Genomic DNA, 24,901 nt, shown 5'->3' on the forward strand with positions numbered 1-24,901 from the left:
CGATCAAATAACTTAATAGCTTTTCAGTAAAATCTAGGACTTACGCAAAATATCTTTGAAACTCTCATTTCTCCGTGACGCGCCAGTTGCTTCTCCCTTGGCGCTAGCCTCTCCCTTTGGGAGAAGGGGAGACGCTGCGCGCGAACAAGTCGGGGAACCGCAAGGGCGCACTGGCTTCTCTGTGCCTCTGTGGTTCGTTATTCCGTGACTCTTGCGTAAGTCCTAAAATCTTTGAACCGTAAGCAAGGATAAAAAATTTATCCAATTAGTGATTTGTTTATAGAGGAATTGCCTCAGCTACTCATCTTCGATTAGAACTGTAACAGCAGCGATCGCAATCAACATTTCGTCATTTTTATCATTGAGTTCGGCAATCGCCCGCCCTTGAACTACCATCCCCCCAGATTCTACGGTGAGGGTTTTTCTACCAAATGGTAATACAGCGAGTACCTCTTCTTCTCTAACTTGTTCTGGGTATGGAACTGCTACTTGAACCTCTATAATCATTTCATTGGGATGACTTAAACCTGCAACCTCCCAAACACCAGGTAAAGCATTGTGAGCGATGGCATTTCGTACTGCCCTAGATGCTGCTACTGTTGGTTCTTGTCCATGCTGATCTATTCCCATCCCCATCTCGATAATCAACCGTTTACGCGCCATTATTACCTTCGGTAAATCTTGTATCTTTATTCTTTATATTGCATAGCAATACGAAATTCTCCAATAGACCTTTTGCACAAATAACAACCCCACCCCGCCAAAGCTACCCTTTGTCTCCCCTACCTGCAAGCCTACAGTCTACACACAAGTCCTAAAAATCTAGCTTGATAAGCCTTTCCTCGTTCCCATACTCCGTATCGGAATGCATTCATTGAGTCTCTGACTCAACGTCTGACTGGAGGCAGCAGCCCCTAATCAGCCATTCCCAGGCTCCGCATGGGAACGAGAGAATTTATTTTTTTGGGATTCCTTTATACCATACGCTGCAAGCGACTCAGACGCTCTGAGTAGCTTTTCATCACCTGTAGGGCAAACATGGGTGTTTCTTGAACGGCAAAGAGAAACTTTTTCTCATTAAGGAAACCCAGTTTGGTATCCACCTTAGCAATAGCTGCGTAAGTTCTACTTTTTACTTTTATAAGTACCCCAATACCAAAAACTTCACCCATTTCAATGGTTTCTACAACCTTGCCATTGACTAATATATTTACCTCTCCTTCGATAATGCCGTACATTTCATCACCAGACTGTCCTTCTTCAAAGATGACTTGACCTGCTGAAAATACTTGAGGGTCGGGTTGTTTTTGAAAGATACTGACTGTTACTACAGGACTTAACATTTAGAGCAACCCCAAAATTCTTAGTTTTAGACGAAACTTTTTGATAGCTTTAGGCGAACCCAGAAAAGTATACTACTTTCTGTTGGTTAACTCTCAATCACCGCAAAATTCCTGATTAGTCCCCTAATCGCCTAAAAACCCTCCCTGGTTTTACTACGTAAAATTGTTTCTCTTTGAGTCGCAGAGGGAGAGACTTGAACAAAAATTCAAGCTAGGGAGAGGTTTATCGAACTTACGTCAAAATAGCAAATTTTGGTTTTCCTGCCATCTTCTATAATTAATAAAACCTGCACACCTAATTCTAGGCATGAGACTGTGACCGAATCAGGAAGTTACAAAGATACTGTAAATCTACCCAAGACTAATTTTGATATGCGGGCAAATGCCATCAAGCGTGAGCCTGAAATCCAAAAATTTTGGGAAGAAAATAAAATTTACGATCGCCTCTTTGAAAATAACCCCGGCGAATTATTTATACTGCACGATGGGCCTCCCTACGCTAATGGCTCACTCCATATTGGTCATGCCTTAAATAAAATTCTCAAAGATATTATTAATCGCTACCAAATGTTACAAGGGCGTAAAGTTCGCTACGTCCCTGGTTGGGATTGTCACGGTTTGCCAATTGAGTTGAAAGTTTTGCAGAACATGAAGTCAGCAGAACGGCAAAACTTAACATCTTTACAACTGCGGCAGAAAGCGGAAGAATTTGCCTTAGCTACGGTTAACGACCAGCGCCAAAATTTTCAACGCTACGGTATTTGGGGTGATTGGAACCACCCTTATCTAACTCTCAAGCCGGCTTATGAAGCGGCTCAAATTGGCGTGTTTGGTCAGATGTTCTTAAAAGGCTATATCTATCGCGGTTTGAAACCTGTTCACTGGAGTCCGAGTTCTAAAACTGCTTTGGCTGAAGCTGAGTTGGAATATCCTGAAGGTCACGTTTCCCGCAGTATCTATGCAGCTTTTGCAGTTACAAGTTTGGCGGAAGCTGTAAAACCACTGTTGGCGGAATATCTCTCAGATTTGGGTGTGGCTATCTGGACGACTACACCTTGGACAATTCCGGGGAATTTGGCTGTGGCGGTAAATGCAGATTTAAATTATGCAGTGGTGGAAGTGAAACCCCACCCCCCAACCTCCTCCCCGCAAGCAGGGAGGGGGAGTGAGGAAGTAGCTTCACCCTCTTTGTTAACAAAGAGGGGGACTGAGGGGGTGAGGTTCCGCTATCTCATCGTTGCTGCTGATTTAGCGGAACGTTTATCTTCAACTTTGGGAGTTGAGTTAACTGTAAAAGCCACCTTCAAAGGGAATGATTTAGAACATACTACTTATCGTCATCCTCTATATGACCGCGAAAGTCCGATTGTTGTCGGCGGTGATTACATTACTACTGAGTCGGGTACTGGGTTGGTACATACTGCTCCCGGTCATGGTCAAGAAGATTACATTGTTGGTCAACGCTACGGTTTGCCCATCCTTGCACCAGTGGATGATAATGGGAATTTTACCGAAGAAGCGGGACAATTTGCTGGGTTGAATGTGCTGGGTGATGGGAATCAGGCGGTAATTGATGCAATGGCTGCGGCTGGTTCTTTGTTGAAGGAAGAAGCATACCCCCACAAGTATCCTTATGATTGGCGGACGAAAAAGCCGACGATTTTCCGCGCTACTGAACAATGGTTTGCTTCTGTGGAAGGATTTAGAGAAGAAGCACTTCATGCGATCGCAACTGTAAAATGGATTCCAGCCCAAGGTGAAAATCGGATCACGCCAATGGTAGCGGAACGTTCCGATTGGTGTATCTCTCGTCAACGGAGTTGGGGTGTACCCATTCCGGTTTTCTACGATGAAGCCACTGGAGAACCACTGCTGAATGAGGAAATTATCAACCACGTCCAAGGAATCATTGCAGAAAAAGGTTCTGATGCTTGGTGGGAACTTTCAGTTGAGGAATTATTACCCGAATCTTATCGCCAAAATGGTAAGTCGTACCGCCGGGGTACAGACACAATGGATGTATGGTTTGATTCTGGCTCATCTTGGGCAGCTGTCGTCCAACAGCGTCCAGAGTTACGCTATCCTGCTGATATATACTTGGAAGGTTCCGACCAACATCGCGGTTGGTTTCAATCCAGCTTGCTTACCAGCGTAGCAGTAAATGACATTGCGCCTTACAAAACTGTACTAACTCACGGCTTCACTTTGGACGAACAAGGCCGAAAGATGAGTAAGTCAGAAGGAAATGTGATCGATCCAAATACAATCATTGAAGGCGGAAAAAATCAAAAAGTAGAACCGCCCTACGGTGCAGATGTATTGCGATTGTGGGTATCATCGGTAGACTACTCCGGCGATGTTCGCATTGGCAAAAACATCATTAAGCAAATGAATGATGTTAGAGGTAAGATTCGCAATACGGCGCGGTTTTTGTTGGGTAGCTTGGATGATTTTGACCCCAAAAAAGATACAGTACCTTTTGAGGAATTGCCAGAACTTGACCGTTATATGCTGCACCGCATCACCGAAGTATTTGAGGAAGTAACCGTTGCCTTTGAGAATTTCCAATTCTTCCGCTTTTTTCAAACAGTGCAGAATTTCTGCGTGGTGGATTTATCCAACTTTTATTTAGATATTGCCAAAGATAGATTGTACATCAGTGCAAAAGATGCTTTCCGCCGTCGCAGTTGTCAAACGGTGCTAAAGATAGCAATAGATAATTTAGCACGAGCGATCGCTCCAGTGTTATCTCACACTGCCGAAGATATCTGGCAATATCTCCCTTACCAAACACCTTACAAATCGGTATTTGAAGCCGGTTGGGTACTAGTTGAGGAAAAATGGCGTAATCCAGAGTTAGCGGAATTTTGGTCTGTGCTGCGACAACTCCGCACCGATGTTAATAAGGTGTTGGAACAAGCCAGGATAGAAAAACTCATTGGTTCTTCCCTGGAGGCGAAAGCTTTGATTCATATACCTGACAAACAATTAGGTGATGCTATCAAAGCCTTTAACCCTGTTAAGGGTAACGGGATTGACGAATTGCGGTATTTATTGCTGACTTCCCAAGTGGAATTATTAGATTCTGCTGAAGGATTGCAAGGATTAAAATATACAGCGCAGACAGAAGACTGGGGAATTGGTGTAGTGAATGCAGATGGGGAAAAATGCGATCGCTGTTGGAACTACTCTATTCATGTGGGAGAATCAGCAAAACATCCCTTAATTTGCGAAAGGTGTGTTGCAGCCTTAGCTGGAGAGTTTTAAAAGCAAAAATTTCACGGCGCTCAAACTATAAATCACTAACCTACAAATGGCTAAATGTACTGACAGCAGTTTTCTTTTACATGAAGTACAAAACTACAGGTTTTGAGGCAGAAAGAAGGAATTAGAAACTCTTCATGTCTGATGCGTGAGTCTTGCATTTTGTACCTCATATACTAGAAAACTGCTGTAAGACGTAGGAGTGAAAAAGAATATAGAGACGAGCAGTGCTAAATCTCTATTAGGGTTCTGTATAACGCATATTTAATTTATGGAAATGTTTTTTTAGCTTGATGAAGTCCGCATAAACGAACTTCGCTTGTATAGCCTAGTCATTCCCAGAAATTACTTACACAACTGGCACAAAGTTAAATATGTGATTAAATCAGGTTGCAATCAGCGACTAAAAAAAATATTTTACGTAATACGCATTATAGTTATTTCGTATTATGCAGAAGTGCTAAGTATAATATACTTCTGCAAAAAAAAAATGGGTATTATTACTGAATATTTGTCAGTATTTTCACTGTATTATCTTCTATTAAAGAGCTAAATAGATGCATTCTTAAGAAAAGATAAAGGTATGGATTAATACGTATAATTTAGTTTAAAACATCCATTAACTCAATCAAAGTTTAAGAGATGCAAATATATGTCAAATAAAGTTGCTAAGGAATTGGCTGATTTTCTGCTGCAAATAGAACAGCGATCGCAGTTTCATACAGGCTATCCATATAATTTAAGTTGTGATTATAGTGCGATCGCTAAATTTTTCAATTTTCTGTTAAATAATGCTGGAGATCCATATATTGAACCAGATTTTGCTCTCCATTCTCGTAAATTTGAGCAAGAAGTACTATCTTTTTTTGCTGACCTCTATAAAATTCCAGAAAATCAGTTTTGGGGTTATGTTACTGCTGGCGGAACTGAAGGTAATTTATATGGAATGTTCTTAGCAAGAGAAATCTATCCTGATGGCATTCTTTACTCATCACAAGACTCTCATTACTCAATACCAAAAGCCGCAAAATTATTCCGCATCCAACACAATATTGTTAACTCACAAATTAATGGAGAGATGAATTATGAACATTTTGAAAAACTCATTAGTGAAAATCGCAATTCTCCTGCGATCGTCAATTTAAATATTGGGACTACTGTCAAAGGTGCAATTGATAACTTAGACAAAGTTATCGAAATTTTAAAGCGCAATCAGGTTAAAAATTACTACATTCATTGTGATGCTGCCCTTTCAGGATTAATATTACCCTTTCTAGATGGCGCTCCACAAGTTAACTTTCAAAAACCCATAGATAGTATAGCTATTTCTGCTAAATTCATTGGTTCTCCCTTACCTTGCGGTGTAGTTTTAACCAAGAAAAAATGGGTAGAAAAAGTTGAAACAGCAATTGAATATATTGGTTCATCAGATACAACAATTTTGGGATCTAGAAACGGTCATAGCCCTCTGATTCTCTGGTATGCAATCAAAACAAGAGGTAATGATGGATTAGCCAAAGAAGCAAAGACCTGTATAGATAATGCCCAATATCTTTTCCAACAACTTAAAATCAGAGAATATCCATGTATGCTCAATAAATTTTCCAATACCGTAGTGTTTCAAAAACCTTCTCAAAGGTTAATTAAAAAGTGGCAGTTAGCAATTTATGAAAATTGGGTACACATTGTAGTTATGCAGAATATCGATCGACACAAAATAGATACTTTTGTTAACGAACTGTTGTTAGAAGAAGGGTTGCTTGATAACGTAGAGAATTTTCAGCTACAAGCAGCGCTACACTAAAAATAGATTGTCAAGTGAAATTAATCGCCCAGTTTGAGAAAGTGTTTCTTTAAACAGAATTTGCTCCCAAGATTTTATCTTTTTAAAAAGTTTTTTCCGCACAAGTTAGCAGCAAGTAGTATTTCTACTTCTGCTCGTTCCATAGGTGGTAAGAAAAAATACCCTTGTCCATAATCACATTGTAAAGCCTTCAATTGTACTAATTGGTCTACAGTTTCTATGCCTTCTGCTGTTACAGACATATTTAAATTATGGGCTAATGTCACAATCGCTCGAATAATTTCTAAATTTTCTCCTCGACTACCGATACTGGTGACAAAAGAGCGGTCAATCTTAATAGTTTTGATTGGTAGGCGATGTAGATAACTCAAGGATGAATAGCCAGTCCCAAAATCATCCATGTGCATTTCAACATTCAGCGCTGTTAATTGGGAAAGCACAGTGGTAGCTAATTCAAAATTATCCATCAACAAGCTTTCAGTAATCTCCAATTTCAAACAGCATGGCTTCAGTCCAGTTTGCTGCAAAATATGTTTAACCTGTTTAAACACATCAGGTTGCGTGATTTGTTTACCAGAAAAATTTACGCTAATCGTTAAAGGTTGTGAGATAGGAAATTGTTTATGCCATTTGTGCATTTGGTAACAGGCTTCATAAAGTACCCATTGCCCGATACTAACAATCATTCCAGTTTCCTCAGCCAAGGGAATAAAATCTTGAGGAGAAATAAGTCCTCGTTCTGGATGATACCAACGTATCAGTGCCTCAAATCCAATAATTTTGCCAGTTATTAGTGAAACAATTGGCTGGTATTCAAGGCGAAATTCTTCTTGCTTGAGCAACGCATTTCGCAGAGCAGTTTCTAACTCTAAGAGCAAAGCTGCACCCTCGTGCATCTTTGGATCAAAAACCTCATAACGTGCCTTACCAAGTGATTTAGCGCAATACATTGCCACATCAGCATCGCGTAAAATCTGCGCTGCTTGCTCATAATCTGCTCTACTTAAAGCGATGCCAATACTAACATTAGTAAACACCCGATGCTCATTTAATTGAAATGGCAAAGCTAGCACCTTTTTAATTCGCTCGGCGACCTGTATGGCGGTGTTGACATCCTCAATTTCCTCAATTAAGATTGTAAACTCATCTCCGCCAAAACGGGCAACTATATCTTCACCCCGCAGAACTGACTTGAGCCGATGAGAAATTGCAATCAAAAGTTGATTTCCTAGTAAATGTCCAAGGCTGTCATTAACAACTTTAAAGCGGTCTAGGTCTAAGAAAAGTACAGCAAATAAATAATTATTTTGCTGTTTAGTCTGTTCTATTGCCTGCTGCACTCGCTCCAGAAATAATCGTTGGTTAGGTAATCCAGTTAGCCCATCATGAAGACTATTGTGCAGTAATTGTTCTTGTGCTTCTTGACGTTTAACAATGTCTTGTTGAAGTTGTTGATTAACTCTAATAAGTTCAATAGTGCGTTCTAGCACTAACTGCTCAAGCTGATAACGATGTTGGACTAGTTCTTCCTCTGCTAGCTTCCGTTTAGTTATGTCACGGACAATAACAATATACTCCCGTAGCAGAGAATTAAATGGCTGTGAAATCGTCGATTCAACAATTCGCAAACCTTGGTTTATTTTCAAGCTTTGCTCACTTCTAATAGACCATTGCTCCGGTTTGCCACGATAGCATATTAGAAGTTGATTCAAGTTTTGCCCAAGTAACTGTTGAATACTTGTTTGAAATAATTCTTCAGCAGCAGCATTTGTCTGAGAGATTTTACCTTCTTCGTCTAATACTAAAACAGTATCTGGAACAGTATCGAGAGTGGTGATAAATAGATTTCTTGCTTGTTTGCGTGCTTCATCAATAGCAATAATTTGTGGTAAGGTTGTCCAGCAAGCGATCGCAACCCCAGCAAAAGAAAGTGTCACTAATAAAATTGCTAGTAAAGAATTTTGAGGATTATGAGAAAATCTATCGAAAAAATTGCGAATAACCCAACTGATTGTGGCAGTAATACAAATCAATGATACTAAAACAATCACTTGTAGTACTACAAAGTCTGGATTGTTTCTACTGGGCTTAGTATCGTAACGCTGTGTCCACCAATTTGGGTGTAATGGCGCAAATCTTAAGCGACGTAGCCCTATATCTCCGATCATCAAAATAATGGGTAGTAATAATCCCACTAAGAAATCTCTCCAATTCCAAGCTAAACCTCCCATTATTAGAACTACTGCTTCTAACAAGAAAAAACCAAGTGACCACCAAGGCCATAACACGTATGATTTGCCCCGACACACCCATAATCCCAGATGTAGCCCCATAATGGACATGAGATAACAGGTGCCTGCTACTGTGACAAGTTGAGATACATTTCCCAAATTTAGACAAAGTAAACTGAGTAGAAAGGTAACTAAAATAGCAGGGCCAAGGACACCTTGACGGGAAACTAATGCAAATATAGGAGAAAGCTGTCTATCTAAGGCAAGCTGGTATAATATCCGAGGAGAGTTAGAAACTGCTGTAGCAGAACTTAGAAGGCAAGATATAGTAATCAGAAGTGTTACTAGAAAAGAGGTAGATTCACCCCAAAAAGGTTTAGAAGCCGCTACCAGATTTAAGAATGCATCGTCACCTATTGTTGAATTTGGAGCAGAACACATTAATACCCAAGAACCACCTAGAAACACCGGAGGAATTAACCAAGCAGCTAGGGTTAAAAACTTTAAAGTTTTATATGGGTGGCGACTATCAGCAACAAAAGAAGAAGTGGTTTCACAAGCATAAATTGAATAGCTAGCTAGAAAAAACCACTTTGCCCATTCTTGAAAGGTCAGGCTATGTGTGCTATTTGGGAGAAAATTAAAATTAGCAGATGAGAAGGCTAACCATAATATGCCTTGAACACAAAACAATAGCAGTAATAAAATCGCTGGGAATACAAAAAATAAATGCAGAAGCGCCAAAGCACGGGTACCACTGAACGCTAAAATAAAGGGAATTGCTGTAAATAAAACTTTTAACAAAGTTTCTGGACAATAAATACCTAATGTTTCAAAATTGACTTTAATTAAGTTAGTGAGAATAATCGCATACAGTGCTGGTGCTGCTGCCCAGCTAAAAAAGTATCCTAATGCTACGTAACGGCCTAAGCCAGGAAAGTTCTTTAATAGCCTTGTGGTATAGTTTGGTGTTCCTCCAGCAACATCTGACCAATGCCTACCTAGACTTTGTACCTGCAAGTTAAGCAAAAAGGAAATAATCGTGCCAAAAAACCAAACTAAGATAGCTTTCGGGCCTAACGCTGCATGAATGATGGGGGCAGTACCAATCCATCCAACATGGCCAGTTAACCCAAAGCCCCAGGTTTCGAGATAACTCAGAGTCCGTGGTAGGCGCATTAGCAAGTGCTGATTGTTCCCCGCTCGTGCAGAATCGTTACTAACCATTGTTTCTTAGTGAGATTTACTGACCTTTTCACTCAATAGCTGAATCTCACCAATTATAGCTTCCGTATAACTGCTGAACTTTAAGAAAGGATAACTTATTTGTTACTGGATTGTGAATTTTGGATTTTAGATTGACCTCATGCCTAAAGAGTTTCCTTGAATAGAGAATTTTAAATTGGGATTTGAGACTTATTCCATGTAGCTTGTTTCTCACCAAGTAAGTATAAATTCTTTTTCTTCAGACCTTTATAAAAATTGAAAGGTTCAGAGTTTGCGACCTACTTAATAGACATAGACATCTCCAAAAATAAATTATTCATTGCCTGAAACCCTTATAAAGACGTAGGAATGCTACGTCTTTACATGCATATCTCTAATTTAATAAGTCGGAAATCATGTTGTTCATCAATGATTAACTAGCGCTATAGCTTTTGCAACAACTCCTGAGTTAATTGCAAGAAAGCTTTTGAACCTGCTGATTGGGGAGCAATTAAAACAGCTGGCATAAAACTATCAACAGCCTTAGCAACATTGACATCAACTGGTATTTGTACCTTACAAATTTTTTCGACACCAAAATCTTCTACAACACGGTGCATTACTTGTTTATAGTATCTGCCAGTGAGCAGATTAGCGCTGGACATACTAAATACAATTCCCAACATTTTGATATCTATTTTGGTTTCATGTCCGTGACTATCTTTTAATTGGGCAATCCGTCTTTCTAGGAGTTGAATACCCACTACAGATAATGGTTCTGGTTTTGCAGGAAGTATGTAGAAATCACTAGCAGCTAAAGCGCTACGAGTCAAGAGATTATAGCCTGGTGCGCAATCAAGAAGGATAAAATCATATTCTTGATGTACTGGTTTTAAGATATTATTAATTAAGACCCTTTCAAAGCGATTCCAAATCGTTTCAAAGTCCTGTTCGCCTAAAGCAGTTGCTTGCTGATGCAGCATTTCTGAAACAACAAATTCATCATATAAATCGATGTCTCCCGGTAATAAATCTAGTCCGGGAAGATTACAAACCTGAGATTGAATAATATCCTGAATTGTACGTTTTGCTTGTGGATCTGGATTAATAACTTCGTCTATCAGATACCTAAATGTCTTACTTTGTTTACGAAGCTTGGCAAAATCTAAAGGCGACATCAAACTAAGTGTGGCACTAATTTGGCTGTCTAAATCAAGGACAAGCACCCGCTTGCCATGATTTTTAGCTAAACAGGTAGCTAAGTTGACGGTGAGGGTGGTTTTACCAACACCACCTTTCATATTGGCAGTAGCAATTACATATCCCATTGATTGAGTCCTCTATTGACGCATTCCCACTGGTCTGTCAAGAAATAATTGAGAGGTGCAGATTGTTTGTAGTTTGTGCTTTAGCACAAACTACGAACCAATCAAATCAAACTTGACAGACTACTAGGTAGCGTACACCCCTGCTGATATCTCAAATCTTCCATTAAATTTAATATTTTCGGAAATTCAAAAGAGTGATTTCAGCGATTTTTACTCGATTGAGGCAGCAACATGTAGTTGGATCTTTACCTGGAATCGAGCTACTATAGGACTCATATTTGATTGCGTGAAAAAAACTCAGTACACCTTTATTCCTTCTTAAGAGTCCCCATTACCCCTTATCCCCTTCAGGGGCGCCACCTTCCCCAGCCTCTACGAGTAATTCTCCGAATCAAATCGGATTGCTATAGCCTCCTTTAACGATCAATCTCAGATATTGTGCGATCGCTGTTGTCCAAATTTGTCCCTCCTTCTAGATAAAATCTTCCCATGAACTACTCACATTCACCACAAAGAGTGAGTGTGAGTTTTGTGATTTATGGGTAATTGCCTCTGACATCCCAAAAATAGGTAAATTTGGGCAACCTTAAACTTGAAGAGTTCTATAACCACGTCCTTTGATCTTTGTGCTTGCCAATTTGCCAAAATAGAGCTGTAGGGTAGAATAACTAGGCTTTAAGAAGCTTGATTGCCTACACTCAGGAGCAAGGGTTGGCTGGTTAATAAGTAAGAGGAAGGGAGTATGGACAACAACAACTGGTTGCAACAGCTAATGATGGTGGGCCTTGGCACAACGTCTTTAGTCGCAGAAAAACTGCGGCAAGTCAGCGATGATTTAGTTAAAGATGGTAAGCTCAATCCTGAGCAAGCCAAGGCAGTAATAGATGATATTGCCCAGCAGTTAAAGTCGGAACAGGGAAACTTCGATGTCCAAATGCAACGGCAAATGCGAAATATGATGCAGGATTTGGGGGTGGCTCGCCAGTCAGAGGTAGACGAATTGAGGGGTAGAATTGACCGTTTAGAGCGTCAACTGCGTGATTTAGAAAATAAGCTTTGGCGTTAGAATGCTCTTTCTGATTTAAACTAAATGTGTCCTGTTGGTAATCTTTTTGCCAGGATACCTAAGTAAGGAGAACTGATTTTGAAACCAATTTTCCTCAGTGTGGCGTTCATGCTGGTGTGTTTTGTGCTTTTGGTTGTGGGGCAAATAGGCAGTAAACAGAATACTGCCATTGCTGCCGAGTTAACCCAAACACTGCCAGCGTCCACAACTGTAACTGAAAACAATATCTTAATTGCGAGTAATACTATGTCTGATGCTAATGCCGTAACCACTCCCTCTGGATTAAAGTATGTGGAGTTAAAAGAGGGGACTGGGGCGACTCCCAAACCTGGACAAACGGTTGAAGTTCACTATGTCGGCACTCTAGAAGATGGTACTCAGTTTGATAGTTCACGCGATCGCGGCCAACCCTTTAGCTTTAAAATCGGTGCTGGACAGGTAATCAAAGGTTGGGATGAAGGACTGAGCACTATGAAAGTAGGCGGTCTTCGTAAGTTAATCATCCCATCTGAATTGGGTTATGGCGCTCGTGGTGCTGGTGGTGTGATTCCACCCAATGCAACTCTAATTTTTGAAGTGGAATTGTTGGGAGTTAAGTAGAAACTAGGGGATGGGGGTGCTGAGTTAGGAGTTAGGAGTTAGGAGTTAGGAGTTCTCTCCTCTGCTCCCCTTTCCCTAGTCCCCAGTCCCTAATTCAATAATTATTATCTAGCTAAATTTTTAAATTTTTAAATTTTGAAACTTTGTAAATTGTGGATTAAACAAAAGTTTCGCAGTACCTGTAGGCCCATTGCGGTGTTTAGCTATAATTACTTCTGCAATCCCGCGATCGGGAGTATCGGGAGAGTAATATTCATCGCGGTATAACATTATTACTAAATCGGCGTCTTGTTCAATTGAGTTGTGGACAATGATGTTATTGGCAACAAAATTATGCAAATTAGGAACAGTCAAATCAAAGACTTCTTCCTCACCACTATATTCGATTGAAAGGATCTGATCCCAATAAACATCACTTTTGCCAAGAGTAACCAGTTTAGATGATTTAACAACATTACCGACTTTTAAACATCTTTCTCGACTTAAATTTGCTTTATAAAAGGTAGAGCCACAATACGAAACTCCAATAGAGGCTTGCAATATCCGTGTGGTGAAGCCAACTTGATACCACCCACTTTCAGGTGAAATTCTAGGAACAATTGAATCTCCAAAAACTTCTGTTGCCAAGAAAGCAACATTCTGAGCTAAATCTATCTCTCTAGTAGTGTACTGTATGGCATGACGTGGCAATGTACAACCGTCACCAATTAAATGTCCTAATAATGCAACCTCGGCATAAGTCATTGTTTGTTTACCAGAACTTGGCAGATGTCTTGGTAAACATAGATGTTGTTTAGGAGTTAATTCATCAAGTCTTTTCCAGCCATTAATTGTTAAAAACTTGTGATTAGCAGTAGCACGTATTTTTCTACCCAATCTAGTTGTTAAAGTAAATACAGGCTTCCTACCTGTTGAAAAAGCATTGCTTACAATTCCTGCTTCTAGCTTCATTGTAGCTTTGTTCAACGCCCAAACTGCAAAACCAGATTTACCTGCTAATTCCCTAATTGGTACTTGCAGTCCGCTATCTACTAATGTCACTAGACTATCGCCTGCTAAACAACCAGATTCTCTCAAATCAGATAACATCGGACGCTTGTTAGTGCGTGCCTCTACCCCTCTACTCAACTGAGATAAGGCAATAACTGGTACAGATAATTCCCGGGCTAAACCTTTGAGTTGACGCGTAATTTTTGATAATTCTTGTACGCGATTATCACCTGCTCCTTCCATCAATTGCAGGTAATCTATTACAATTAATCCTAATTCAGTTCCTATTTCAGCTTGCAGTCTCCTTGACTGACTACGCATTTGTGTAACTGTAATATTCGGCGTGTCGTCAATATAAATCGGCATCTCAGAAAGGATACCAATAGCACGGCTTAAAGGTTCCCACTGTGTTTGGCTCAAGCGGCCAGTTCGCAAATAACTACTTTCAATTTGCGCTTCACTAGCTAATAAACGTTGCGTCAATTGCTCTTTGGACATTTCCAAGCTGAAAAAAGCAACTGGTAATTTATAAGAAGCAGCAATGTTATGAGCAAGGTTTAAGCAAAATGCTGTATTGTGAACACAAATATCATTGGCAACAAAATTGTGTGTTTCTGGAATTGTTAAGTCATAAACTTGCTTGCTACCCACCGATTCAATCGCAACTATTTCATCCCAATAAATATCACTATTTGCTAACTGTTGAAGTGGTAAATTATCTAAAGCTGTGGCTAGTATCCAAAGTCTTTCCCGCCTGAAAGCACGTTTACCAACATGCATATTCGTATAGCCTTGAATACCAGCCCGTCTGGCTAAACTACTCCAAGTTTCATTGCCTTTTGCTACTGCTATTTGTTCCCAAATCTCTACAGGTATCAAGTCACGATTAGTTTGATATCTTTTTTGAGATATTGCTGTTGCAACTTTTGCTATTGCTTTTTCTTTACTAAAGATACCTATTTCTGCGATAAAAGTTTTGATAGATAAGGCATCAGTAATATCTAATTGCCACGCTGTTCTGCGAATATTTTTATACTTGACAGCCCGTTTTTTGAGAGAGGCAATAATGCCAAATCTTAATAAAAGATGTTGAATTTGTCTGGCTAATTTCTCACTGACTGTTCCATATCCTAACTGTGCTTGACCACTAGTAAGGAGGGTAGCCCATCCATCTGTAGCAAAGAGACGATTCAGAAATAAAGAGATTTGCGATCGCTCTAATTGAAAAATAATTGGTGGGATGGTCTGATCATGAGCATTTTTGCCCCACAAACCTAATTCTTCTAACCAAAGTGTCAGCGAATTCTTCCGAGATTTGCTCATGCAAGCAAGTTCGTGAGAGACAAACTCTTCTGACTCGAATTGTAAAATTTCGCATAATAGCTCAAAAGTTTCTAAATTTGGTACACACACTCCTTGCTTCCAAGCACAAAGTAAAGTAGGGCTTATTTGTTTTCCTCTCAATGACTGCGATTGAATCGCTAGTTTAAAACTTTCAGCAAAAACCTGTCTTTGAATAGTAATAAATTCTAAATCTCCTCGAACACAAAGTGATGGTGTGCGTTTTACTTGAGAAGTTTCCCAACGCCCTTTTAAACCACCAAAATCTGCAACTGCTTGCGAAAAATCGGCTTGCAGTAATGGATTCCCATTTGTAAATCCTGGATTGCAGTTAGTTAATCCACCATCGCCAATTAAATAAGCTAATAACTTGACTTCGCACTCACGGATAGTTTTTGTACCAAATACATCTATTTTTCGCGGGACAGCGATTTGATCGCCAACTTTCAAATGTTCTAATCTTTGCCAGCCTTTAATAGTTAAATACGGATGGGTGATTGTAGTTTCAATAGTTCGACCTAACTGAGTAGTGATACGAAAAACTGGTTTGATTCCATCATCTACAAATGCAGATGGTTGGGTAAAACTAAATTTCCAATCGTTGTTCAACGTCAATAACGAGCCATGACGTTGGTTATATAATTCTTCAATTGTGGTAATTTTTCCATCTGCCAAAACTATTTCTGAATCAAAACTTAGGCATTTCCCCATTGATGGCCTGCCAGCAACAATAATTAAATCAGAACGTTGAAAGCCGCTGGTCATGGCATCTAAATCGTAAAATCCGCAAGGGATTCCAGGTAAGGCAATGCCTTGATTTCTATCTTCAATATCTTGGAAATTATTAATTAGAGTATCAGAAATGTGAACTAAACCTGATTGGGGACGTTCTTGAGTAACGCCAAATACTTTCTGTTCTGCTTGATCTAAAACCTGTGGTAATTCGGTTTCTGTTTCGTAACCAAGATGTACAATTTCATTGCCAGCTTTAATTAATTGCCGCCGCAGGTATTTTTCGATCACCAAAGAGGCTAAACCGTCGATGTTCACGGCTGACACTGTGCGGTCTACGAGAGTTGCTAACTTATTTCTCCCACCAATTCGAGCAAGTAAATCGTGGTCAGTCAGCCAACTTGTGACCGAAAGTAAATCTGTGGGTTTCCCTTGTGCATGGAGCCTGATAGCTGCTTGATATATATCTTTGTGAGCGCTAATGTAAAAAGCTTCGGGAAGAAGGCGATCGCTAACTCGACTAATCGCTTCTGGATCTAGCAAAATACCCCCCAAAATCGCTTCTTCCGCTTCTATATTTTGGGGTGGGAGGCGTAGTTTACCGCCGTAGGCATCGCTACCATCACCTTTAAAACTCAATTCTTCAGCCATAAACGATTTTAGTTTTAATATTTTGCTAGAGACGCGATTAATCGCGTCTGTACAGGAGTTAGGAGTTAGGAGTTATTATTCACCTTTGCTTCCCTTGCTCCCTCATCCCCCTCATTCCCCTCATCTTTGCGTCCCCCTCCTGAGTTAGCTAGCGACTACTTGAATATCGACTTGTGCTGCTACTTCCGAATGCAGCTTAATTTCGGCTTGATAAGTGCCAAGGTGGTTAATATCCGGGATGGTGATTCCACGCCGATCGATTTCTTGACCGGTGGCTGCCTTAATTGCATCTACAACATCTTGGGTGGTGATAGTACCGAAAATTGCTTCGTTTTCACCAACTGGCTTGGCAATTGTCAAGCTGCCAACTTTTTCTAAAGATTCTTTTTGCTCAAGAGCTTGTTGTCTAAGTTCTAATTGCCGTTGACGCTCTTGCTCGCGACGGCGTTCTACTTGCTTGAGAATACCAGGAGTGGCATTGGTTGCCAATTTCTGGGGAATCAAATAGTTACGAGCGTAGCCAGGAGCTACTTCCACTAAGTCGCCAGATTTCCCCAGCTTGCTGATATCCTGATTTAAAACTAACTGCACGCGTTTCGCCATCGTTTTTGGTTTTTCCTGTAAAATCTGATTAATTTGGGTAAGGTTTGAGCAGCATAGCTCACTAAAACAGTGCTGTTAGCTTTCTTCTCTACGAGAGCTGCGCCAACGGGGTGTTAAGCCAGTGCTGAGTAAAGAGTCCTGAATAACAAGTGTTTTTTCAGAACTTAAAACTCCTGAAATGAGTATATTGTCTCAAGTAGCTTTGCCCATACCCTAAAGCTTACAGATCCTAGCGAAAGGAAGGGTGCGATCGCAACTATTAGCGCTAGAAAGTTGGAGGAATGGGGGATGAGGGAGCAGGGGAGCAGAGGAGAATAATCAATGCCCACAATGCCCAATGCCCCATGCCCAATCCCCAATATCTAAAAGTTATTTTTCATTTCCCGTATCCGCGCAAAGGTTTGCACTTCATCGCTACCTTTTACGGTTGATTGTAATGATGGCTGATCCCAACGTAAAAAGGGATTGGTTCGCTTCTCTATTCCCAGCAGCGAGGGTATAGTAGCTTCTCCTCGACTACGATAAGTTTTTACTTCATTGAAGCGTTTTTGTAAATCGGCATTGTCGCCATCCACAGTTAGGGCAAATTGCAGATTTCCTAAAGTGTATTCGTGGGCACACCAGATACGGGTATCATCTGGTAGAGAGCGCAGTTTGGTTAAAGAGTCTACCATTTGAGTTGGTGTTCCTTCAAACAAGCGACCACAACCGCCAGAAAATAAGGTATCGCCGCAAAATAAATCGCCTGTCTCACCAGCTTTTTCAGGGGGAAAGTAGTAAGCGATGTGAGCACGGGTATGTCCGGGAACAAAAATAACTTCAGCGATGCGATCTGCAAACTGGACGCGATCGCCTTGTTGCAAAAACACCTGCTGTCCCGGAATTCGCCCACGATCTTCGACGCCACCGTAGACTGTTAGTTGCGGGAAGTGTTCTATTAATTGCTGATTGCCACCTACATGGTCGTTGTGGTGGTGTGTGTTGAAAATCGCCACCAACTCAGCTTTTAACTGTGCAAGTTGCTTTAGTACTGGTTCAGCCTCTGCTGGATCGACAACAGCAGCAATTTGTTGCTGGCGATCTACTAGCAAAAATATGTAATTATCTGAGAGTGCCTCAAGCCTGATTACTTGCATTACTTTATATCTCCCTTTCCAGTAAATACTTTGGAATCTATCAGCAATCTTAAATATCTCAGCGAGAAAAGGTTGAGAAAGTCCATAAATACTATGATACTATACAACCGTAATAATACTTAAAAATATACTAAGAAACTATAAATTATATCTGGGTATATCAGTAAAATTTCTCTGGGAGGAAGTGTAAAAGCTAAGTTAGATTTATTCTGTTCTTTTTGTCATAAATTGTCTTTTTTACTCAAAAACACAAAATCAGTAATCGAAAATTTTTTATTTGTACATACTAATTCTTAATACAGAATCTTATAGATTCACTTTAGGTTCTTTATAAAATATAGATGTTAATAACGACAAATAGAGCAATAAATCATGGTAAAAAAAGATGAGCTTTCCAATTTTTTCTTTGCAGGTTCATAAATGAAGCTAATCCATACAACTAGCTGGTATTTTCCAGATACATCAGCCGGTGCTGAAGTATACTTAGATTCACTACTGCATGGTTTACAAGTACATGGACTCGAAGGTATTGTTGCTGCTCCTAAACAAGGTACAGAGGAAGATACCTACGAATACAATGGTATCTCAGTTTATCGTTATCCTGTTTTTCCTAACCCCAGTCAGATACAGGTACACAAACAGCTACCCCACGGCGGCTTTAAAACTTTTGCTAATTGGCTAGAAAACAATCGAGCCGATGTATATCATCAACATTCATGGCGATTTGACTGCGGTTTACATCATCTTGCTCTCGCCCGTCAGCTAGGGATGGCTACTGTAGTCACCGTCCACATACCTGAGCCTATATGTCTGCGTGGTACGATGATGCGCTGGGGTGAAGAACCTTGCAATGGGTTGATTGACTCTGTTAATTGTAGTCAATGTTTGGGAGTAGCAAAGCAAGCAGCCCCTTGGATGCTCAAGGCTTTTAGTCAAGTTCCTTTGGATGTTGGCATAGCAGCAGAAACAAAATTACTTACCTCTAAAAGTTTCAAGCTACGCCTGCTTGGTAAAACTCTTGGTATTCCTACTCTAGTGTCTCAACATAGACGCAATTTGATGCAACTAGCAAAACTAGCCGATCGCATTGTTGTAACGAGTAATTGGCAATACAATGCTTTTGTTGCAAACAACGTTCCTCCCGAAAAACTTACTGTTTCTCGGCAAGGTGTTGCTAACACTTTCAAACGTGAAATAACACCAAACAAACCACAAAACTCGACATTAAAAATCGGCTTTTTGGGTCGCTGGCAAGAAACTAAAGGGGTACAAGTTTTAGTAGAAGCGGTACATAGTCTACCGAATGATGTACCTGTTGAGTTAATTCTTCATGCTACTCATCCGGGAAAATACGGTGCTGCCAATCGTGAAAAAGTGATGGCGATCGCTGCTCGTGATCGCCGGATTCGGATTGCTGAACCACTTTCACGCGAAGCAGTACCAGACGCATTAGCAGGTTTCGATATCCTAGCAATACCATCGCAGTGGTTAGAAACTGGGCCGATAGTTGCTTTAGAAGCACAAGCTATGGGCATTCCCGTACTAGGTTCAAATTTAGGAGGAATTGCTGAGTTAGTCCGTCACGGCATTGATGGTTGGTTAGTTCCAGCCAAAGATGTCCAAGCATGGGCTGAAGCGATCGCAACTTTAGCCAAAGACGCCGATTTACTAGCTAAGTTACGTCAAGGTATCCAGCCAGTACGTACAATGGATACTGTTGCTTCAGAGATGTTGGCACTTTACCATGAAATCTTAAAAATTCCTCAGAAAAATTTTGTATCTTGATGGATTGACACTTAATTTCTTTAGTTGCTCCAACTCCGACAAAACAAATTAAATTAATATTTGCAAATTTAGCAATAGCTGACAAATCCTGGGAAAATTAAATAAAAATCAGTATAAAAATAGTGAAAAAATTTTCTAAAATATCCTTGTTGGTTTCAGATTTATCAAGCGCAGCAATTCTGCGTGCATACTTGATAGCAAAAGCTCTCAATCAGTTAGGATATGAAGTTGAAATTATGGGTTTTTTATTTGGAAATAAGTTCTATTTAAATTTACCATCCGAATTCAACGTTTATAATTTACCAGGCAAAGACTTTCCAGAGTTTTTTGGAGAAATCCAAAAAATTTTACCCAAAATAGATGGCGATATAATTTATGCTATCAAACCACAAATAGCAAGTTTTGGAGTTGGACTATTAAGGAAAATATTCACTAGAAAGCCATTAATTTTAGATATAGATGATTGGGAACTCAGCTGGCATGGCGGTGATAACTGGCATTATCATCCTACACCCAAAGAATTAGCTAGAGACTTATTGAAACCACAGGGCGCACTCAAAAATCCTCATCATACTTTATATGTGAAATGGATGGAAGGTTTAGTAAGTCATGCTGATGCTGTGACAGTGCATACTAAATTTTTACAGCAGCGTTTTGGTGGTACATTTGTTCCGAATGGCAAAGATGTTTCCTTATTCGATCCCACTCAATATGATGCTGAATCCAGTAGAAATCGTTATGGTTTATCTGAATATCGGATTTTAATGTTTCCTGGTGCGCCAAGACCTTATAAAGGTTTAGAAGATGTTCTCATGGCGCTCGATAAACTTAATCAACCAGACTTGAGACTAGTAATTGTAGGTGGTAGTCCTTATGATGATTATGATAAACAACTTCAACAAAAGTGGGGACGTTGGATTATAAAATTACCCAAGTATCCAGCCGACGTTATGCCTGATTTGGTAGCAGCTGCTCACATTGTAGTTGTTCCCCAGCGAGATACTCCAGAAACTCGCGCTCAATTTCCCTTGAAGTTGACAGATGGGATGGCAATGGCTAAACCTGTATTATCAACACGTGTTGGAGATATTCCCCAACTTTTAGGTGATACTGGTTATTTAGTAGAGCCTGGTTGTCCTGAGCAAATTGCTGAACAAATTCAATTGATTTTTCAGAATTTAGAGTCAGCAAGCCAGAAAGGTATCAAGGCAAGAGAAAGATGTGTGGAACACTATAGCATAGAGGCTATGGCTTCTGTGCTCAAGTCAGTAATTGCTCAGTTGTGAATAATATTAATAATTAAGTTAAATTGGCATAAAAATACCCAATGTCTACCAGAAAACTAATACTAAGATTCGCCAAACCCTATCCAGGTTTAATTGTCCTAACAATGCTGTTGGGATTTTCTGGTGCTTTATTTAATGGTGTCGGTGTGACTTTGATTGTGCCAGTAATTTTGAGAATTGTCGGACAACCAGTAGATTTAACTGGTTTTCCTCCGATTCTCAAAGCTGTGATGTTTCCATTTGATAATCTTCCCGAAAATTATCGTAATCTGGGAATGGCTGGAACAATTATATTTGTAATTTTATTAAAAAACTTATCTAGTTATTTTAGTATTTTAACATCAAGTGTTTTCACTCGGAGATTAAATGCAGACATTCGCGAAGCTAGCTTAGAGTTATTATTAGATATTGATATAGATTATTATTCAAAAATGAAAGTAGGCGATATTATTAATCGCCTTGGTTCGGAAACTGCCCGGACTTCAAGTGCTATCGGGTCTATGATCAATTTAATTATTTTAATAATTACAATTTTAGTTTTCGTTTGTTTATTATTAGCAATTTCTTGGCAGCTAACAATCGCAGCAACAATTTTGTTGGGTTTTATAACATTAATCAATCAATACACAATTAGTAGAGCGAAAAAATTTGGTCAACAACTATCAGAAATGTCTACATCTTATTCCATCAGTGTTTTAGAAACATTGAATGGAATTCGTTTAGTAAAGTCAACTGCCAATGAAGACAGAGAATATCAAAAAATTACCAAATTAATCCGCGATCGCGAGAAAGCAGATTTTCAATCTCAGGTAAACTCACAAGCGATCGGGCCGATAAGTGAGGTGATGGGCGTTATAGCCTTACTTCTGATTGTATTCTTGAGTAAAACTTTCTTTGCCAACCAGGTTTCTTTTATTTCAACGGTACTACTGACATATTTATTAGTATTACTGCGACTGCTGCCTTTGGTTTCTCAGTTAAATAGTCTTCGTAGTAGCTTTGCCAATAGTGCTACTAGCGTAGAAATAGTGAGTGAGTTTTTAAGTCGCGATCGCAAGCCGTTTATGAAAAACGGTAATGTAATTTACACAGAATTAAAAGAAGGAATAGGTTTTAATTTACTTTCCTTTGCTTACCCTAGTCATGAAAAGTTAGTACTCAAAGATGTAAATTTATTTTTACCCCGTGCTACAACTCTGGCTTTGGTAGGTGGCTCTGGTGCAGGTAAGTCCACCTTGGCTGACCTCTTACCCAGATTTTACGATCCGACATCTGGCAGTATCTCTATCGATGGCACAGACCTGCGTGATTTTGATATCAAATCTCTCAGAACACACATGGGAATTGTCAGTCAAGATACATTTCTCTTTAATGACTCGGTGCGAAATAACATTGCTTATGGAAGACCTGAAGCTACAGAAGATGAAATTATCTCAGCAGCCAAACGAGCAAATGCTTATGAATTTATTGATAAATTACCTCAAGGATTCAACAGCCAAATTGGCGATCGCGGCGTCATGTTGTCTGGTGGACAAAGGCAAAGATTAGCGATCGCTCGCGCTCTCCTGCAAAATCCAGAAATTTTGATTTTAGATGAAGCCACCAGCGCTTTAGATACCGTTTCCGAACGTTTAGTACAAGCTGCACTCGACGACTTAAGTCGCGATCGCACAACCCTTGTAATTGCTCACCGCCTTTCCACAGTCCAAAAAGCCGATCAAATTGCCGTATTAGATCAAGGACAGGTGGTAGAAGTGGGAACCCATGAAACACTTTTACAAAAAGGGGGTTACTACTCACGTTTGTACTCAATGCAATTTGCGGAACGTCCTGAAACTGCTACCAAACACAATCAAAGCTTGCTCCGCATTTCTCACGAAATTCGGACGCAGTTGAACTCGATGATCGGGTATCTACGCTTATTACTTGATGATTTGGTAAACGATTCCCAAGAACGGCACGAATTAATTCAAGATTCTTATAAATCAGCCTGGAGAATTCTCAACACCATTGATGTTTTTGAGGATGTGATTAACTTACAAATCAAGGGGCAGATTCTCTCAATTTCTGACCACAATCAGAATGTTATCAGTAACCATTATCAAACTTTTAATCATATCTCCGTTGAGTTTCGGACTTACCTTAATCTCATACTTAGCTATCTCCGCTCTCTTGATGATAATTTGATATCTACCACAGAAGAAAAAAATGGATTAATTACCGAAAGTTATGAATCTGCTATGTATCTGCTCGATAATTTAGAAAAGTTTGAAAATAATATTAATATCTAAAGTTATGAAAAACACTGCTTCAAAAAAATACTACATTTTTTTCATTGGTGAAGAGTTGCCGCAGCCAGAAGCTCACTTAGTACAGTCTACAAATGCAGCTAACGCCGCTGCCAACTTGGGATACTCAACAGTTTTGGTATACCATGACAAAGGAGTAAAAGCAATTAACCCAGTTAATCTAGCTTGTCCTTTTCAACCAAGAAAAACACCAACAGAACTTATTGAATATTACAACCTTCATGACAAATTAAAAGTTGCTCCCTTACCAATGCCTTGGCCGATTGACCATTTTCAGAGTAAATTTACTGATTCTAATACCATTGCTAGCAAATATTATTTACCATTTCACATACTTCCAACTACTAAACTTGTCCACAGTCGCAACTGGAATTTTGTCAAAGCTGCCATTAAAAATGGTCTTCCGGCAATTTATGAACACCACCACCACGAAGACAAGCAATTTGAGCCAGAAATTGTTAAAAATCCGCTACTGCAAATTGCTGTCACCGTTGTAGAAACTGTCCGTGAAAGTATGATTAAAAATGGTATGCCACCAGAAAAAGTAATTAAACTCCACAATGGTTTTAATCGCTTATTTATGGATAGACAACCAGAAAAAGCAGCGGAATGGCGTAAAAAACTATTGCAAAACGAAAGCCAAAAATTGGTAGTTTATGCGGGAGCATTACAGCAATTTAAAGGTATTGATGTACTAATTGATGTAGCTAAAGAAATGCCTAATGTGCAATTTGCTTGTGCAGGTGGTAAGCCAAAAGAAGTCGAAGATTATCAGCAATTAGCAAAAGAAAAACAGGTTCATAATCTTAAATTTTTGGGATATGTTTTGCATAATGAGTTAGCATCTTTGCTACAAGCAGCCGATGCTTTAGCTCACCCTCATTGTTCGGGAAAAGCGGCAACTTTCACATCTCCCTTAAAGCTGTTTGACTATTTCGCCTCTGGAACTCCCATTGTCTCGACGGAAATTTCTTCATTGGTTGAGTTTCAAGATACTCAAGCAATCGCTGCTTGGTGTGAACCAGATAACCCCAGCAAATTTGCCGAAAGTCTGAAGCGGGTTTTAGAAACTCATCCCAGAAAAATAGAAGGTTATTCAGATAGTATCGAGTTTGTCAAGCAGTTTTCTTGGGAAAATCGAGCGGCAAAAATTCTTAGTTATGTTGATGAATCTCTGCTGTCCCAAATTATTGTCTAAGGAAAAATGGCTGAAATTAGGAAAAATA

General features: G+C 39.7%; 15 protein-coding genes. 8 read left to right on the forward strand and 7 right to left on the reverse strand.

Features of this window, described 5'->3' with window-relative positions:
• Nucleotides 1-297 precede the first annotated feature (297 nt).
• Together RMY63_RS26095 and RMY63_RS26100 are read right to left on the reverse strand one after the other, a co-directional pair.
• Complete coding sequence (locus tag RMY63_RS26095; RefSeq protein WP_322731486.1) at nt 298-663, reverse strand: Lin0512 family protein; 366 nt, start codon at nt 661-663, stop codon at nt 298-300.
• Nucleotides 664-974: 311 nt separating this feature from the next.
• The gene (locus RMY63_RS26100) at nt 975-1,343 is read right to left on the reverse strand and encodes a cyclic nucleotide-binding domain-containing protein (RefSeq protein WP_322731487.1); all 369 of its coding nucleotides are present in this window, start codon (nt 1,341-1,343) and stop codon (nt 975-977) included.
• 315 nt (nt 1,344-1,658) lie between these two features.
• On the opposite strand from RMY63_RS26100, the gene ileS reads away from it, so the two are divergent.
• Together ileS and RMY63_RS26110 are read left to right on the forward strand one after the other, a co-directional pair.
• Complete coding sequence (ileS, locus tag RMY63_RS26105) at nt 1,659-4,610, forward strand: isoleucine--tRNA ligase (RefSeq protein ID WP_322731488.1); 2,952 nt, start codon at nt 1,659-1,661, stop codon at nt 4,608-4,610.
• 649 nt (nt 4,611-5,259) lie between these two features.
• Nucleotides 5,260-6,411, forward strand: a complete 1,152-nt coding sequence (locus RMY63_RS26110; protein WP_322731489.1) for a histidine decarboxylase — start codon at nt 5,260-5,262, stop codon at nt 6,409-6,411.
• A 74-nt stretch (nt 6,412-6,485) separates the two neighbouring features.
• Here the strand turns inward: RMY63_RS26110 and RMY63_RS26115 are convergent, their stop codons facing one another.
• Both RMY63_RS26115 and RMY63_RS26120 read right to left on the reverse strand, forming a co-directional pair.
• Entirely contained in the window at nt 6,486-9,869 is a 3,384-nt protein-coding gene (locus tag RMY63_RS26115) for an EAL domain-containing protein (protein WP_322731490.1), read from the reverse strand.
• A 422-nt stretch (nt 9,870-10,291) separates the two neighbouring features.
• Complete coding sequence (locus RMY63_RS26120; RefSeq protein ID WP_322731491.1) at nt 10,292-11,176, reverse strand: ParA family protein; 885 nt, start codon at nt 11,174-11,176, stop codon at nt 10,292-10,294.
• A 742-nt stretch (nt 11,177-11,918) separates the two neighbouring features.
• Here RMY63_RS26120 and RMY63_RS26125 point away from each other — a divergent pair.
• Together RMY63_RS26125 and RMY63_RS26130 are read left to right on the forward strand one after the other, a co-directional pair.
• Entirely contained in the window at nt 11,919-12,242 is a 324-nt protein-coding gene (locus tag RMY63_RS26125) for a phasin family protein (RefSeq protein WP_273769398.1), read from the forward strand.
• A 78-nt stretch (nt 12,243-12,320) separates the two neighbouring features.
• Complete coding sequence (locus RMY63_RS26130; protein WP_322731492.1) at nt 12,321-12,842, forward strand: FKBP-type peptidyl-prolyl cis-trans isomerase; 522 nt, start codon at nt 12,321-12,323, stop codon at nt 12,840-12,842.
• Nucleotides 12,843-12,962: 120 nt separating this feature from the next.
• Here the strand turns inward: RMY63_RS26130 and dnaB are convergent, their stop codons facing one another.
• The 3 genes from dnaB to gloB form a co-directional block, all read right to left on the reverse strand.
• Nucleotides 12,963-16,556 (reverse strand): replicative DNA helicase, encoded by a 3,594-nt coding sequence (dnaB, locus tag RMY63_RS26135; protein WP_322731493.1) that lies wholly within the window; start codon nt 16,554-16,556, stop codon nt 12,963-12,965.
• Nucleotides 16,557-16,700: 144 nt separating this feature from the next.
• On the reverse strand, nt 16,701-17,159 hold the full coding sequence (gene rplI, locus RMY63_RS26140) for a 50S ribosomal protein L9 (protein WP_094352304.1): 459 nt from the start codon (nt 17,157-17,159) through the stop codon (nt 16,701-16,703).
• A 362-nt stretch (nt 17,160-17,521) separates the two neighbouring features.
• Nucleotides 17,522-18,295, reverse strand: a complete 774-nt coding sequence (gene gloB, locus RMY63_RS26145) for a hydroxyacylglutathione hydrolase (RefSeq protein WP_322731494.1) — start codon at nt 18,293-18,295, stop codon at nt 17,522-17,524.
• Nucleotides 18,296-18,715: 420 nt separating this feature from the next.
• On the opposite strand from gloB, the gene RMY63_RS26150 reads away from it, so the two are divergent.
• From RMY63_RS26150 to RMY63_RS26165, 4 genes are all read left to right on the forward strand, one after another.
• The gene (locus RMY63_RS26150; RefSeq protein ID WP_322731495.1) at nt 18,716-20,080 is read left to right on the forward strand and encodes a glycosyltransferase; all 1,365 of its coding nucleotides are present in this window, start codon (nt 18,716-18,718) and stop codon (nt 20,078-20,080) included.
• Nucleotides 20,081-20,202: 122 nt separating this feature from the next.
• Entirely contained in the window at nt 20,203-21,366 is a 1,164-nt protein-coding gene (locus tag RMY63_RS26155) for a glycosyltransferase family 4 protein (RefSeq protein ID WP_322731496.1), read from the forward strand.
• A 41-nt stretch (nt 21,367-21,407) separates the two neighbouring features.
• Entirely contained in the window at nt 21,408-23,657 is a 2,250-nt protein-coding gene (locus RMY63_RS26160; RefSeq protein ID WP_322731497.1) for an ATP-binding cassette domain-containing protein, read from the forward strand.
• 4 nt (nt 23,658-23,661) lie between these two features.
• Nucleotides 23,662-24,873: a glycosyltransferase family 4 protein gene (locus RMY63_RS26165; RefSeq protein WP_322731498.1), complete on the forward strand. Its 1,212-nt coding sequence runs from the start codon at nt 23,662-23,664 to the stop codon at nt 24,871-24,873.
• Nucleotides 24,874-24,901 lie beyond the last annotated feature (28 nt).

The sequence above is a fragment of the Nostoc sp. ChiQUE01b genome (genome assembly GCF_034531255.1).
In the GTDB taxonomy this organism is placed as follows: Bacteria; Cyanobacteriota; Cyanobacteriia; order Cyanobacteriales; family Nostocaceae; genus Nostoc.

Bases quoted from the DNA above. Each gene is read 5' to 3' on its own strand.
- RMY63_RS26095 (WP_322731486.1), bottom strand. From the start codon at position 663: ATGGCGCGTAAACGGTTGATTATCGAGATGGGGATGGGAATAGATCAG.
- RMY63_RS26100 (WP_322731487.1), bottom strand. From the start codon at position 1,343: ATGTTAAGTCCTGTAGTAACAGTCAGTATCTTTCAAAAACAACCCGAC.
- RMY63_RS26110 (WP_322731489.1), top strand. From the start codon at position 5,260: ATGTCAAATAAAGTTGCTAAGGAATTGGCTGATTTTCTGCTGCAAATA.
- RMY63_RS26115 (WP_322731490.1), bottom strand. From the start codon at position 9,869: ATGGTTAGTAACGATTCTGCACGAGCGGGGAACAATCAGCACTTGCTA.
- RMY63_RS26120 (WP_322731491.1), bottom strand. From the start codon at position 11,176: ATGGGATATGTAATTGCTACTGCCAATATGAAAGGTGGTGTTGGTAAA.
- RMY63_RS26125 (WP_273769398.1), top strand. From the start codon at position 11,919: ATGGACAACAACAACTGGTTGCAACAGCTAATGATGGTGGGCCTTGGC.
- dnaB (WP_322731493.1), bottom strand. From the start codon at position 16,556: ATGGCTGAAGAATTGAGTTTTAAAGGTGATGGTAGCGATGCCTACGGC.
- rplI (WP_094352304.1), bottom strand. From the start codon at position 17,159: ATGGCGAAACGCGTGCAGTTAGTTTTAAATCAGGATATCAGCAAGCTG.
- gloB (WP_322731494.1), bottom strand. From the start codon at position 18,295: ATGCAAGTAATCAGGCTTGAGGCACTCTCAGATAATTACATATTTTTG.
- RMY63_RS26150 (WP_322731495.1), top strand. From the start codon at position 18,716: ATGAAGCTAATCCATACAACTAGCTGGTATTTTCCAGATACATCAGCC.
- RMY63_RS26160 (WP_322731497.1), top strand. From the start codon at position 21,408: ATGTCTACCAGAAAACTAATACTAAGATTCGCCAAACCCTATCCAGGT.
- RMY63_RS26165 (WP_322731498.1), top strand. From the start codon at position 23,662: ATGAAAAACACTGCTTCAAAAAAATACTACATTTTTTTCATTGGTGAA.